Source organism: Limnohabitans sp. (assembly GCF_034680285.1).
Classification (GTDB): domain Bacteria; phylum Pseudomonadota; class Gammaproteobacteria; order Burkholderiales; family Burkholderiaceae_C; genus Limnohabitans_A.
Genome location: NZ_JAXITC010000016.1, coordinates 81,775 through 93,941 on the forward strand (window position 1 = coordinate 81,775; position 12,167 = coordinate 93,941).

16 protein-coding genes and 1 pseudogene are annotated in these 12,167 nt (G+C 60.3%); 9 read left to right on the forward strand and 8 right to left on the reverse strand.

What is annotated here, in order from left to right; all coding sequences use genetic code 11:
* Positions 1 to 43 precede the first annotated feature (43 nt).
* From SWE17_RS13285 to dbpA, 3 genes are read left to right on the forward strand one after another with little or no spacing between them, the layout of a single operon-like run.
* A complete protein-coding gene (locus SWE17_RS13285; protein ID WP_322993568.1) occupies positions 44 to 970 on the forward strand; it encodes a cation diffusion facilitator family transporter in 927 nt (308 codons plus the stop codon).
* A complete protein-coding gene (gene dtd / locus SWE17_RS13290) occupies positions 967 to 1,410 on the forward strand; it encodes a D-aminoacyl-tRNA deacylase (protein ID WP_322993569.1) in 444 nt (147 codons plus the stop codon). Before SWE17_RS13285 ends, dtd begins: the two co-directional genes overlap by 4 nt.
* A gap of 37 nt (positions 1,411 to 1,447) precedes the next feature.
* Positions 1,448 to 2,869 carry an ATP-dependent RNA helicase DbpA gene (gene dbpA / locus SWE17_RS13295; protein ID WP_322993570.1) on the forward strand — a complete coding sequence of 474 codons (1,422 nt, stop codon included), beginning with the start codon at positions 1,448 to 1,450 and terminating at the stop codon, positions 2,867 to 2,869.
* Between the two features lie 147 nt (positions 2,870 to 3,016).
* Here dbpA and ybeY read toward each other — a convergent pair whose 3' ends face one another.
* The gene (gene ybeY / locus SWE17_RS13300; protein ID WP_322993571.1) at positions 3,017 to 3,472 is read right to left on the reverse strand and encodes an rRNA maturation RNase YbeY; all 456 of its coding nucleotides are present in this window, start codon (positions 3,470 to 3,472) and stop codon (positions 3,017 to 3,019) included.
* Between the two features lie 17 nt (positions 3,473 to 3,489).
* Positions 3,490 to 4,470 (reverse strand): PhoH family protein, encoded by a 981-nt coding sequence (locus SWE17_RS13305; protein ID WP_322993572.1) that lies wholly within the window; start codon positions 4,468 to 4,470, stop codon positions 3,490 to 3,492.
* Positions 4,471 to 4,565: 95 nt separating this feature from the next.
* On the opposite strand from SWE17_RS13305, the gene ruvA reads away from it, so the two are divergent.
* Positions 4,566 to 5,141 (forward strand): Holliday junction branch migration protein RuvA, encoded by a 576-nt coding sequence (ruvA, locus tag SWE17_RS13310; RefSeq protein WP_322993573.1) that lies wholly within the window; start codon positions 4,566 to 4,568, stop codon positions 5,139 to 5,141.
* Positions 5,142 to 5,155: 14 nt separating this feature from the next.
* Positions 5,156 to 6,208, forward strand: coding sequence for a Holliday junction branch migration DNA helicase RuvB (gene ruvB / locus SWE17_RS13315; RefSeq protein WP_090044825.1), 1,053 nt, complete (start codon positions 5,156 to 5,158; stop codon positions 6,206 to 6,208).
* A gap of 3 nt (positions 6,209 to 6,211) precedes the next feature.
* On the opposite strand, the gene SWE17_RS13320 is transcribed toward ruvB, so the two are convergent.
* From SWE17_RS13320 to SWE17_RS13345, 6 genes are read right to left on the reverse strand one after another with little or no spacing between them, the layout of a single operon-like run.
* On the reverse strand, positions 6,212 to 6,859 hold the full coding sequence (locus SWE17_RS13320; protein WP_322993574.1) for a histidine phosphatase family protein: 648 nt from the start codon (positions 6,857 to 6,859) through the stop codon (positions 6,212 to 6,214).
* Between the two features lie 15 nt (positions 6,860 to 6,874).
* Positions 6,875 to 7,504 (reverse strand): hypothetical protein, encoded by a 630-nt coding sequence (locus SWE17_RS13325; RefSeq protein ID WP_322993575.1) that lies wholly within the window; start codon positions 7,502 to 7,504, stop codon positions 6,875 to 6,877.
* An 18-nt stretch (positions 7,505 to 7,522) separates the two neighbouring features.
* Positions 7,523 to 8,461: a tRNA 2-thiocytidine(32) synthetase TtcA gene (gene ttcA, locus SWE17_RS13330; RefSeq protein ID WP_322993576.1), complete on the reverse strand. Its 939-nt coding sequence runs from the start codon at positions 8,459 to 8,461 to the stop codon at positions 7,523 to 7,525.
* 5 nt (positions 8,462 to 8,466) lie between these two features.
* Entirely contained in the window at positions 8,467 to 8,838 is a 372-nt protein-coding gene (locus tag SWE17_RS13335) for a dihydroneopterin aldolase (RefSeq protein WP_019426540.1), read from the reverse strand.
* On the reverse strand, positions 8,835 to 9,230 hold the full coding sequence (locus SWE17_RS13340) for a dihydroneopterin aldolase (protein WP_322993577.1): 396 nt from the start codon (positions 9,228 to 9,230) through the stop codon (positions 8,835 to 8,837). The genes SWE17_RS13335 and SWE17_RS13340 overlap by 4 nt, the downstream gene beginning before the upstream one ends.
* Complete coding sequence (locus SWE17_RS13345) at positions 9,227 to 10,000, reverse strand: SDR family oxidoreductase (RefSeq protein ID WP_322993578.1); 774 nt, start codon at positions 9,998 to 10,000, stop codon at positions 9,227 to 9,229. Before SWE17_RS13345 ends, SWE17_RS13340 begins: the two co-directional genes overlap by 4 nt.
* 175 nt (positions 10,001 to 10,175) lie before the next feature.
* Here SWE17_RS13345 and SWE17_RS13350 point away from each other — a divergent pair, with 175 nt between their 5' ends.
* The 4 genes and pseudogenes from SWE17_RS13350 to SWE17_RS13365 all read left to right on the forward strand — a co-directional run.
* Positions 10,176 to 11,276, forward strand: coding sequence for a class I SAM-dependent methyltransferase (locus SWE17_RS13350; RefSeq protein ID WP_322993579.1), 1,101 nt, complete (start codon positions 10,176 to 10,178; stop codon positions 11,274 to 11,276).
* An 18-nt stretch (positions 11,277 to 11,294) separates the two neighbouring features.
* Positions 11,295 to 11,489 (forward strand): DUF2905 domain-containing protein, encoded by a 195-nt coding sequence (locus SWE17_RS13355; RefSeq protein WP_295504790.1) that lies wholly within the window; start codon positions 11,295 to 11,297, stop codon positions 11,487 to 11,489.
* A 373-nt stretch (positions 11,490 to 11,862) separates the two neighbouring features.
* Positions 11,863 to 12,078, forward strand: coding sequence for a hypothetical protein (locus SWE17_RS13360; RefSeq protein WP_231624533.1), 216 nt, complete (start codon positions 11,863 to 11,865; stop codon positions 12,076 to 12,078).
* Between the two features lie 14 nt (positions 12,079 to 12,092).
* Positions 12,093 to 12,167: pseudogene (locus tag SWE17_RS13365) on the forward strand (translation initiation factor IF-1); the annotation flags it as partial.

The window sequence follows — 12,167 nt, forward strand, 5'->3', positions numbered from 1 at the left end:
GCTGGCGCACGGACAGCGCATCCAGTGGGGGTATCCTGAGCCCATGAAAAATTTTGACGCTTGGATGACGCCCAAACGCATGCTCTGGGCTTCGGTGGTGGTGGCGCTGATCACCATTGGCCTGAAAACCTTGGCATGGTGGCTCACCGATTCGGTGGGCCTGCTGTCTGATGCGATGGAGTCCTTGGTCAACTTGGCCAGTGCCATTTTTGGTTTGATGATGGTCACGGTGGCCGCCATGCCAGCGGACGATGAGCACCCCTATGGGCATCACAAAGCCGAGTATTTTTCTTCTGGCTTTGAGGGCATCCTGATCGTGGTGGCCGCTTTGGGCATCATCTGGGCGGCGGCGCACAGGGTGTTTGACCCTCAGCCCATTGAACAAGTGGGCTTGGGTTTGGCTTTGTCAGTGGGCAGTTCGGCCCTGAACGGCTTGCTGGCTTGGCTGATGTTTCGTGCGGCCAAACAGCACCGCTCGCTGGCGCTGGAAGCCGACGCCCGTCATTTGGTGACCGATGTCTGGACCTCCGCTGGCGTGGTCATCGGCATCGGTTTGGTGGGTGTGACCGGTTGGCTGTGGCTGGACGCGGTGGTGGCGATTGGCGTTGCCCTGAACATCTTGAAAGAAGGCTGGCACCTGATTTGGTTGTCTTCACAAGGCTTGATGGACGAGGCCCTGGAGCCCGAGGTGTTGGTCGAGGTGCAAAAAGTTTTGGATGGTTTTGCCCACCAGCGCGGCGAAACCGAGATCATCCGTTTTGACCACTTGCACACCCGCAAAGCCGGGCAGCGCCGTTTTGTCGATGTGCACATGCACATGCCGGCCAGTTGGACCTTGGGCCGAGCTGCTGCGCTGCGCGGCAGTGTTGAGCAAGCCCTGATGAGCGAAGTGCCCGGTTTGCGCGCCACCATTCAACTTTTGCCCAGCGATGTCGAGGTGCACTTCAACGATGCGAGGGATCTGAAATGATGGCAGTGCTGCAAAGGGTGAGCGAAGCCAGCGTGCGCGTGGAGGGCGAGGTCATCGGCCAAATCGGCACTGGCTTGTTGGTGCTGCTTTGCGCCGAAAAAGGCGACACCGAGGCGGTGGCCGACAAAATGCTGGCCAAGATGCTCAAGCTGCGCATCTTCAATGACCAAGCTGGAAAGATGAACCTGAGCGTGCAAGACGTGGCGGGTGGCCTGCTTTTGGTGAGCCAGTTCACGCTGGCGGCCGATGTGTCTTCGGGCACGCGCCCGGGGTTTTCGGGTGCCGCAGCGCCGGACGATGCCCGCCGTCTCTATGGCTATTTTGTGGCGCAAGCCCAAAAAGCCCACCCTGTGGTGCAAACAGGGCGCTTCGCCGCCGACATGAAGGTGGCGCTCCTCAATGACGGACCGATCACGATTCCGATGCGCATGACGGCCTGAGTCTGAGGTAAGACCGATGGCCGCCGATAATCGGGGCATGACTGAAAAATTTCCCGCTGCGTCTCCCGTCTCGATGACCTCTCGTTTTGACCAGCTTGCGCTGTCAACGGCCACCCTTCAAAACCTCGAACAACTGGGCTACACCCAGATGACGCCCATCCAGGCGGCCAGCTTGCCGCTCACCTTGGCTGGGCAAGACTTGATTGCCCAGGCCAGTACCGGCAGCGGCAAAACAGCCGCCTTTGGCCTGCCTCTGATTGAGCGCTTGCAAAGCGCTGGCTTCCCCAGCGCCGCCATTCAGGCCGTGATTTTGTGCCCCACCCGCGAGTTGGCCGACCAAGTCACCCAAGAAATCCGGCGCTTGGCCCGCGCCCGACAAAACGTGAAGGTTGTCACCTTGTGCGGCGGCGTGGCTTTGAGAGGCCAGACCGTGAGTTTGGAGCATGGCGCCGATGTGGTGGTGGGCACGCCCGGCCGCATCTTGGACCACTTGGAGCGCGGCTCGCTGAGTTTGGCGGGTGTGAACACGCTGGTGCTGGACGAAGCCGATCGTATGCTGGACATGGGCTTTTTCGATGACATCGCCAAAGTGGTGCGTCAGTGCGCCAAAGACCGCCAGACGCTGCTGTTCTCCGCCACTTACCCCGAGGGCATTGCTAAGTTGGCGGCGCAGTTCATGCGTGCACCGCAAACCGTGAAGGTCGAGGCGCAGCACAGCGCACACAAAATCCGTCAGGTGTTTTACGAAGTGAATGAGAACCAGCGCTTGGATGCTGTGTCCAAACTGCTGGCCCATTTTCGCCCCGAGCGCACGCTGGCCTTTTGCAACACCAAACAGCAGTGCCGCGATTTGGTGGCGGTGTTGCAGGCCCAGGGCTACAGCGCGCTGGCGCTGTTTGGTGAGTTGGAACAGCGCGAACGCGACCAAGTGCTGGTGCAATTCTCCAACCGCAGCTGCTCGGTGCTGGTGGCCACCGACGTGGCCTCACGCGGGCTGGACGTGGAAGGCCTGGAGGCTGTGATCAACGTGGACGTGACGCCCGACGCAGAAATCCACATCCACCGCATCGGCCGAACCGGCCGGGGCGACGCCGAAGGCTTGGCGCTGACGCTGGCCAGCATGGACGAGATGGGCTCGGTCGGCAAGATCGAGTTGATGCAAGGCCGCGAATCCAACTGGGAGCCTTTGTCGGGCTTGACGCCTGCCGCAGGTGGACCTTTGCAGCCGCCTATGCGTACGTTGCAAATTGTGGGTGGTCGCAAAGAAAAAATCCGCGCAGGGGACGTGATGGGCGCGCTGGCGGGTGAATGTGGTTTGACCCGTGAGCAGGTGGGCAAGATCAATGTGAACGAGTTTTCGACCTATGTGGCGGTGCAGGCTGCACTGGCCAAAAAGGTGGAGGCGCAGCTGTCACACGGCAAGATCAAGGGCAAGAGTGTGAAGGTTCGGTTGCTCTGATTGTTTTTTGAGAGCGGTGAATGGGGCGATGCGGCGGGCGCCTCATGACGGGGTACCGAAAATCGGCGCCCGCCGCATCGCCCCATTCCCCTTGGTGGTCATTGGAAAACCTAAGAGTGTTTCCCGCCCAAACCGAAACTTCACTCGTTATCGATAGGGATTCTTCAACCCCAAGCCTGCCAAAATGGCCACCTCATAGGCCTCCATCTCCTCAGCATCGGCCTCACTGGTCTCATGGTCCCAGCCTTGGGCGTGCAAAGTCCCGTGCACTAACAAATGAGTGTAATGCGCGGCCAGCGTCTTGCCTTGCTCCTTGGCCTCACGCGCCACGACCGGAGCGCACAGCACCAAATCGGCCATCACCACAGGTTCTTTCGCATAGTCAAACGTCAGCACATTCGTGGCGTAATCTTTTTTACGGTAACTCAGGTTCAGCGCGCGGCCCTCTTCCTCGCCCACGATGCGCACCGTGATTTCGGCGTCATCGGCCAGTGCGTGCCGAATGGCGCGGGTCACTGCGTGGCGTGGCAGGGCGGCGCGGTGGCGGGCTGCATAGGGGATGTCGCCAAATTGCAGGGACAGTTGGAGTTGTTGCAGTGGCATGGTGTTCTTTTGGCCTTTCAATCGTCGGTGGGCAAAGGCTTGCGGCGGGTCGTGACACCCGCGCGCAAGGGTGCGCTGCCTTGCGCTTCGTAGGCGTCCACAATGCGCGCCACCAGCGGGTGGCGGACCACGTCGGCACTTGAAAAGCGCGTGAAAGCAATGCCCTTGACCCGCTTCAAGACCCGTTCGGCATCGATCAGGCCGGAGAGCTGACCTTTGGGCAAGTCGATCTGGCTCACATCGCCTGTCACCACCGCCTTAGCACCAAAGCCAATGCGGGTCAAAAACATCTTCATCTGTTCGGTGCTGGTGTTTTGCGCCTCGTCCAGAATCACAAAGGCGTTGTTCAGCGTGCGCCCGCGCATGAAGGCCAGCGGCGCGATCTCGATCGCGTTGCGCTCAAAGGCCTTTTGCACCTTGTCGTAACCCATCAGGTCATACAGCGCGTCGTACAGCGGGCGCAAATAAGGGTCCACTTTTTGTGACAGGTCGCCGGGTAAGAACCCCAGTCGTTCACCTGCTTCGACGGCCGGGCGTGTCAGCACGATGCGCTGCACACTGGCGCGTTCCAGTGCATCTACAGCGCAAGCCACGGCCAAATAGGTCTTGCCTGTGCCCGCAGGCCCGATGCCAAAGCTGATGTCGTGGGTGGCGATGCTTTCCAGGTACGCAGCCTGCACGGGGGTGCGTGCCTTCAGGTCCGCGCGGCGGGTTTGCAAGGTGGGCAGCTCGGCTTCTTCGCCCCCGCTGTCGCCCACCAGCATGAGCTGCACCATGTCCGGCGCAATGGGGCGGTCGGCGCGTTCGTAAATCGCCTGCAAAATCTCCATGGCCCGCATGGCCACGGCCTTGGGGCCGTCCACTTTGAATTGCTCATGGCGGTGCGCAATGCTCACTTGCAAGCCCGCTTCGATGGTGCGCAGGTGGGCGTCCATGGGCCCGCACAGGTGCGACAAGCGGGTATTGTTGTGCGGGATAAAAGTGTGTCTGACGATCAAGTGGATAATCCTGTTCGTGGTGGTTTCGACCGGTTTGTTGCAGGCCGCGGAGCCCTGATTTTCCTCTATACCGCGCAACCCAAGGGCTTCCCTCCATGATTGGCAAACTCACCGGCATCCTGAGCGACAAAAACCCACCCGAGGTGATCGTGGACTGCCATGGCGTGGGCTACGAAGTCAATGTGCCCATGAGCACGTTTTACAACTTGCCTCCCACGGGCGAAAAAGTCAGCCTGGTTACGCACTTTGTGGTGCGCGAAGACGCGCAAATCCTCTACGGTTTTGCCACCTTGGCCGAGCGCGAAGCCTTTCGGCAACTCATCAAAATCTCCGGCGTTGGCCCCCGCACCGCTCTAAGTGTGTTGTCCGGTATGAGTGTGGACGATCTGGCGCAGGCCATCACCACCCAAGAAGTGGGGCGTCTGGTCAAGGTGCCTGGCATCGGCAAAAAAACCGCCGAGCGTTTGTTGCTGGAGCTCAAAGGCAAGTTGGGCGGCGACTTGGGCGGCTTGTTTGCCGTGAACACCCCCGACACGCAAAGCGACATACAGCAAGCATTGCTGGCGCTGGGTTACAGCGACAAAGAAGCAGCGGCTGCGCTCAAGAGCCTGCCGGTCGACGTGGGTGTGAGCGAGGGCATCAAGCTGGCACTCAAAGCCCTGAACAAATGAAGATGAGCTGAGCCATGAGCATCCGCACCGACGACTTCGCGCCCCAACCCGAACCCCGGGTCATTTCAGCGGCCCCTGTGTCCCACCAAGAAGAGGCCATTGAGCGCGCCCTTCGCCCCAAGTTGCTCGACGAATACGTCGGCCAGGTCAAGGTGCGCGAGCAGTTGGAGATCTTCATAAGCGCCGCCAAAATGCGCGAAGAGCCGCTGGACCATGTGTTGCTTTTTGGCCCCCCCGGTTTGGGTAAAACGACGCTCAGCCACATCATCGCGGCCGAGCTCGGCGTGAACCTGCGCCAGACCAGTGGTCCGGTGCTTGAAAAGCCCAAGGATTTGGCGGCGCTGCTGACCAACTTGGAGCGCAACGATGTGCTCTTCATCGACGAGATCCACCGCCTCTCGCCCGTGGTCGAGGAAATCTTGTACCCCGCGCTCGAGGACTATCAGATCGACATCATGATCGGCGAAGGTCCGGCGGCCCGCAGCATCAAACTTGACTTGCAACCCTTCACCCTGGTGGGGGCGACCACCCGTGCGGGCATGTTGACCAACCCGCTGCGCGACCGTTTTGGCATCGTGTCGCGGCTGGAGTTTTACACGCCCGAAGAGCTGACCCGTATCGTGACCCGCAGCGCTGGTTTGCTCAAAGCACCGATTGACCCCGAAGGCTCGTTCGAGATCGCCCGCCGCTCACGCGGCACGCCGCGCATCGCCAACCGTTTGTTGCGCCGGGTGCGTGACTATGCCGATGTGAAGGGTGACGGCACCATCCACAAAGGCTTGGCGCAAAAAGCCCTGGTCATGCTGGACGTGGACCCCGAAGGCTTTGATTTGATGGACCGCAAACTGCTCGAAGCGGTGATCCACCGTTTTGACGGCGGCCCGGTGGGGCTGGACAACATCGCAGCCAGCATCGGCGAAGAGCGCGACACGATCGAAGACGTGATCGAGCCGTATCTGATTCAGCAAGGCTATTTGCAACGTACCCCTCGCGGGCGCATGGCCACGCTGGCGGCTTTCAGGCATTTGGGCGTGACGCCCCCCAAATCGTTTGGTGAGCGGATCTGAAACTCAGGTCGACGTTTCATCCTTGCCCAGTGCATCCAAGTGCGAGGTATCGCCCCATCCCACCAGCGACAGGCCTTGTGGCGTCCACAGCAGCCGATTGACGGCGGTGTTGGTCAGGTTCCAAGTACGGGGTGCTTGCAGGTCTAAGCGGGTAGCGGCGCGGTAAAGAATGTCCAGCACGCCACCGTGCGCCACCATCACGATTTGTTGTCCTGGATGCCGTGCGGCCAACTCGTCCACTGTGGACACAATCCGTTGATGCAGGGCGACCAAAGACTCACCGCCATCAGGCGGCGTCCAATCGGGCGTGCGTTTGCGCCAGTGCCAAGCGTGCTCGGGCAGCTCAACCTCGATTTCTACAAAGGTGCGGCCTTGGAAGGCACCAAAGTGGCGCTCTCGCAAACCGGGGTGTTGCACCACCGTTTGACCGACCGCCTGTGCAATCGCCAGAGCGGTGGTGTGTGCGCGTGAGAGGTCGCTGGCATAAATCGCATCGATGGCATCGCGCCCAAGCAGCGACTGGGCCAAGTGCTGGGCCTGGCGCAAGCCCACGTCGTTGAGCGGAATGTCGAGATGGCCTTGCAGTCGGGTGTCGACGTTCCAGGCGGTTTCACCGTGGCGAATCGCCAAAATTCGGGTGGGTTCAGACATGTCGTGAATGGCGTCTCAGCGCGGCAGTTCGATGTTGACCCGGCGCAGCCCAGCGGGTGGGTTCGGGAAATTGGCCAATGCGGCTTGGAACAAGGTGGCAAAAATGGGCACGCTGTCGTGCCAAGGCCCGGCGTGGCTGGCGCGGGTTTCGTAGACCACCTGGCCGGATTTCAGGTCTCGCATGATCAGGCTGACCTCGCGGCGGTAATGTGTGGGCGGTGGAAAGCGAATGCCCATGCCCACCCCCAAGTGCGTGCCAAAACCCGAGCCGATGGCAATGCTGCCGTGAGGCATCCAGCCTGGCCCGATAGGACGGCCCCAAGGGTCGGCCAAATATTGGGAGCCGCTGAAGCCGACCATCACGCTCAAACTGGCCCCGGCATCGTCGCGTACCAAACCGACGGCGGTCATGGCGCTCTGCGCCTGCTGCTCGGCCAGCCCGGCTTCCGGGTTATTGGCTTGGGAGGGCAGTCGCTCAAAACTGTACTTGGCGCCTTGCAAGCTCATGCCGGATGGCACCGCCGCCACCGAGACCACATCGCTGTCGATCAACCGCATCGAGGCGCACCCCGTCAGCCAACTCAAGGCCAGCGCAACAAAAGCCACCGAAAACCACCGCGTGAGCTGCCGAGTTGCTGTGCGCATGCGCTGTCTCCGTACGAATTACATCGAGATGACCTGAATGCCCGGCAAAGAGGGCTCCTTGAACTCTTCTTCGTCAAAGGCTTTGTCGCCGTCGTCTGATTCGATGCCCGTGATCTTCAGGTCTTTGAAGCCGTGCAACTTCGCGTCCATCAAATGCGAGGGCACCACGTTTTGCAAAGCCGAGAACATGTTTTCAATCCGGCCAGGGTGCTTCTTCTGCCACTCGCGCAGCATATTGCCCACTTGCAGGCGTTGCAGGTTTTCCTGGCTGCCACACAGGGTGCAGGGGATGATGGGGAACTGTCGGTGCTCTGCCCAACGGATGAGGTCCGACTCGGCCACATAGGCCAGTGGGCGGATCACCATGAATTCGCCGTTGTCGCTGACCAGCTTCGGGGGCATGCCCTTGAGCTTGCCGCCAAAGAACATGTTCAAGAAGAAGGTTTGCAGCATGTCGTCGCGGTGGTGGCCGAGCGCCAGTTTGTTGCATTTGAGCTCACGCGCCACACGGTACAAAATGCCCCGACGCAAGCGCGAGCACAGGCTGCACATGGTCTTGCCTTCGGGGATTTTGTCTTTCACGATCGAGTAGGTGTCTTGCGTCTCGATGTGGTACTCCACGCCCAATTCCTTGAGGTACGCAGGCAGGATGTGATCCGGGAAACCTGGCTGCTTTTGGTCCAGGTTGACCGCCACCAACTCGAAGTCCACCGGGGCACGGGCCTTCATCTTGAGCAGGATGTCCAGCATGCCGTAGCTGTCTTTGCCGCCCGACATGCACACCATGATGCGGTCGCCCGCTTCGATCAGGTTGAAGTCGCTGATCGCTTGGCCCATTTGGCGGCACAGGCGTTTTTCGAGTTTGTGGGTTTCGCGCTCGATCTTGATCGCTTTGGCAGCCTCTGATTCGGCTTGTGCTTGTACCCAGGCGTTGTCTGCTGCTGTGTCTGTGTTCATGAGGTTCACCACTGTCCGGTTTCCATGCGAATGGCCACTTCGCAGTCTTCAAAAATTTCAAGTTTGGCAATCTTGACGCGCACGCCCAGCACGCCGGGCAACTGCATCAGGCGGTTCGAGACTTTGCCGATCAAAGTCTCCAACAGGTTGATGTGCTCGGCCGTGCATTCATCGATGATGATTTTGCGCACCTTGCGGTAGTCCAGCACCGAATGGATGTCGTCGTCGCTGGGCAGCAGGGGCTGCGTGCCGAGGTTCAATTCAGCATCCACCTGAATCGGCTGCGGGTCTGTTTTTTCGTGTTCGAGGATGCCCAGATTCGCGTCAAAGCGCAAACCGGTCAGCTCCAGGGTTTGGTGTCCGGCAGGGGTTTTCATGTCGGGCTTTTGGTTTGAAAGATTTCAACCCCAACCGCTTCGCAGTCCGGGTACACATCGGGTTTGCAGCTGGACAGGCGCACCGCCTGCACCTGCGGGTGGGCGATCAGCTCGCGCATCAGGTCGTCGCACAAAGTCTCTTGCAGCACGATGTGGCCTTGTGCCACACGCTTGGCAATCACCTCGCGGATGAAGTCGTAGTCCACCACCTCGGCCAAATCGTCTTGTGTGGGGGTGGACGCGCTGTAGGGCACGAACAGTTCCACATTGAAGACGATGCGCTGGGGGCCGAGCTTTTCAAAGTCGTGCGCGCCGATGCGCACGTCCACCGTGTGGTTGCGCAAAAACAGGCGGCGGCAGTTCAGCGCCAAATCGGTCATCAGCTCGCTCATGCGGGGTCTTTCGGTTCACCCAAAAACATCACGTCCCGCGCCAAAGGCACCAGGTGCTGGCCGTTGTCCACACACACCGTGGTGCCGGTGATGCAGGGGTTTTGCGCCAGAAACAGGCAAGTGGCCGCCACCTGCGCCGGGTCGATTGGCTCGCGCAGCAGGTTCACCCGGCTGTTGCGGTCAAAGTTCTCTTGGGTTTGGGGGCCACTCAAAAACATCAGGCCCGGGGCCACGCCGCACACACGCAAAGGAGCCAAGGATTGCGCCTGCAAGGCCACGGCACGTTCCAATGCCAGCTTGGACACGGTGTACGAAAAATAGTCCGGGTTCAGGTTGAACACCTTCTGGTCCAGGATGTGGACCACGCTGCGCTGGCCGGACTTGGCTTCGGGCGCGGCTTGTTGGGCCATGAGCGAAGCCAGCAGCATGGGCGCGATCAAATTCACTTCGAGTTGCTGGCGCGCGCCTGGCAAGTCCATGTCGTTGCCCTCATCCGGCTCAAACAAAGAGGCGTTGTTCACCAAACAATCCAGCGGCCCGGTGGTTTGCGTGATGTGGGCCATCATGCGCTCGACTTCGGCACTTTGCGCCAAGTCGGCTTGCACCAGCCTCACCGTGGCGCCTGTGGCTTGCAGAGATGCCTGAAGCGCCAAAGCGGCAACAGCTGAGCGCTGGTAGTGGCACCACACCTGCCAGCCCGCTTGCGCGAAGGCATGACAAAGGGTCGCGCCCAAACGCAATGCGCCGCCAGTGATCAGTACGTGTTTCAAAGAGATGCCGCTGCGAAAGTTAAAAAGAGCAATTATCGGCGATGGCCCTGCCGACTGCGTGTGCAGGGGGATAACCTGTGGGAGCGGCGCCCTCGCCGCGATGGCTTCCAGCAAATCGCGGACCATCGCCCCGAGGGCGGGGCTCCTACACAAGCAGACAAAGGATAATCGCCGCGTGACCAACGTCCCTACATCTTCTGTCGAGCTGTCTCAGCGCATCCACCAAGCCATCGCACAGGCGGGTGGCTGGATCGGTTTTGACCGTTTCATGGCCATGGCCCTGTACGAGCCAGGCTTGGGGTACTACACCAATGCGCTGCAAAAGTTTGGGGCCATGCCTTCATCCGGCAGTGATTTTGTCACCGCGCCGGGCATGTCGCCCTTGTTTGGCCAGACCCTGGCGGTGCAGCTGAAAGAGGCACTGGCGGCCACAGGCTCGGATGAAGTCTGGGAGTTTGGCGCGGGCACCGGGGCTTTGGCCTTGCAACTCTTGGACAGCCTGGGTGATGCGGTGCGCCGTTACACCATCATCGATTTGTCGGGCACTTTGCGCGCCCGGCAGGCCGATACCCTGCTGAACTACGCCGACAAGGTGCGCTGGTTAGACGCCTGGCCCGATGCCATCGAGGGCGTGGTGGTGGGCAATGAGGTGCTGGACGCCATGCCGGTGCAGCTGCTGCAGCGCTCGCAGGGCATCTGGCACGAGCGCGGGGTGGTCAGCGCCGGTGAAGCATTCGCTTGGCAAGACCGGATCACCGATTTGCGCCCACCTTTGGAGATCGAGGGCGAGCACGATTACCTGACCGAGATCCACTCCCAGGCCGAGGCCTTTGTGGCCAGTCTGGCCGAGCGCCTGCTGGCGGGGCGGGGTGGGGCGGCGTTTTTCTTGGATTACGGTTTCCCCGAGGCCGAGTACTTTCACCCGCAGCGCCACATGGGCACGGTCATGTGCCACCAGCTCCACCAGGCCGACGACAACCCTTTGGTGGCGGTGGGCCAAAAAGACATCACTGCCCACGTTAACTTCACGGGTGTGGCTTTGGCCGGGCAAAACGCAGGCCTGAATGTGCTGGGCTACACCAGCCAAGCTTGGTTTTTGCTCAACCTCGGTTTGGCCGAACGCATGGCCGCCGCCAGCTTGGCTGAGCGCAGCCAAGCGCAGCGGCTGATCAGCGAGCACGAAATGGGCGAGTTGTTCAAAGTGGTCGGGTTCTCCACGTCGTCCGATTGGGCCGCTCAGGGCTTTGCCCAGGGCGACCGCTCGCACCGCCTGTAACCTGCATTCAGGCAAGCTATGTTGCGCTGGCTCATTGTGGTGTTTTTGGCGCTGATCATTTTCAGTGGCCTGCAAAAATGGCTGCAAAAACTTGGTTTTGGTCGTCTGCCCGGGGATTTTCGCTTTCGTTTGTTTGGCCGTGAGTTCTTCATTCCCATTACCAGCACCTTGCTGCTGAGCATGGTGGCGGCGGCCATTGCGCGTTGGGTGTGAGGCTGGCTTCAAGGGCTTGCAAGCCGAACGTGTTACAGTGCGTCACGCCATTGGCGACTTATGCCCATCTAGCTCCTTGCGAGCCGATAGCGCATCCCGGCAGAGGGATGCCAGTCTTGTCCTCCACTGTGCACATCGCCCGCCATGCTTTTCCAAGCTGGGCCCAGACGATTTTTTGCTTCCTTTTTGACGCACCTCTGCACGGTGCTGTTGTTGGGCAGGCCTTGCGGTCTGCGTATGGGGGCGCTTTTTTGGCAGCAGGACATGCCAAGACCCGTGCCGCTGCACAGCCCCCAAGAGGGCCGAAAAAGCGGCTCGACCCCCTTCGTTAAAATACATGACTAATTCATATTGTTCACACCAACCCATCTCCATGGGAAAATTCCGAATTCAACCGTGCTCCAGGGCTTTGCCCAATGGCGCATTTGGCGCCCAAGTGTCCGTGGCCAGTGGCCGTGGCAGCGCCAGCACCGACCGCGTGATGCGCTTTGTGCCCGAATTCGCCACACCGGCAGCCGCCAGCCAATACGCCCTCGATGAAGGCATGTTGTGGGTGGAGCGCCAGACGACGAAACCGATCCTGCTTTGAGAAAGACGTTTTAAATGGCTAAAGAAGAACTGATTGAACTGATGGGCGTGGTCAACGAGGTGTTGCCCGACACCCGTTTTCGCGTGACC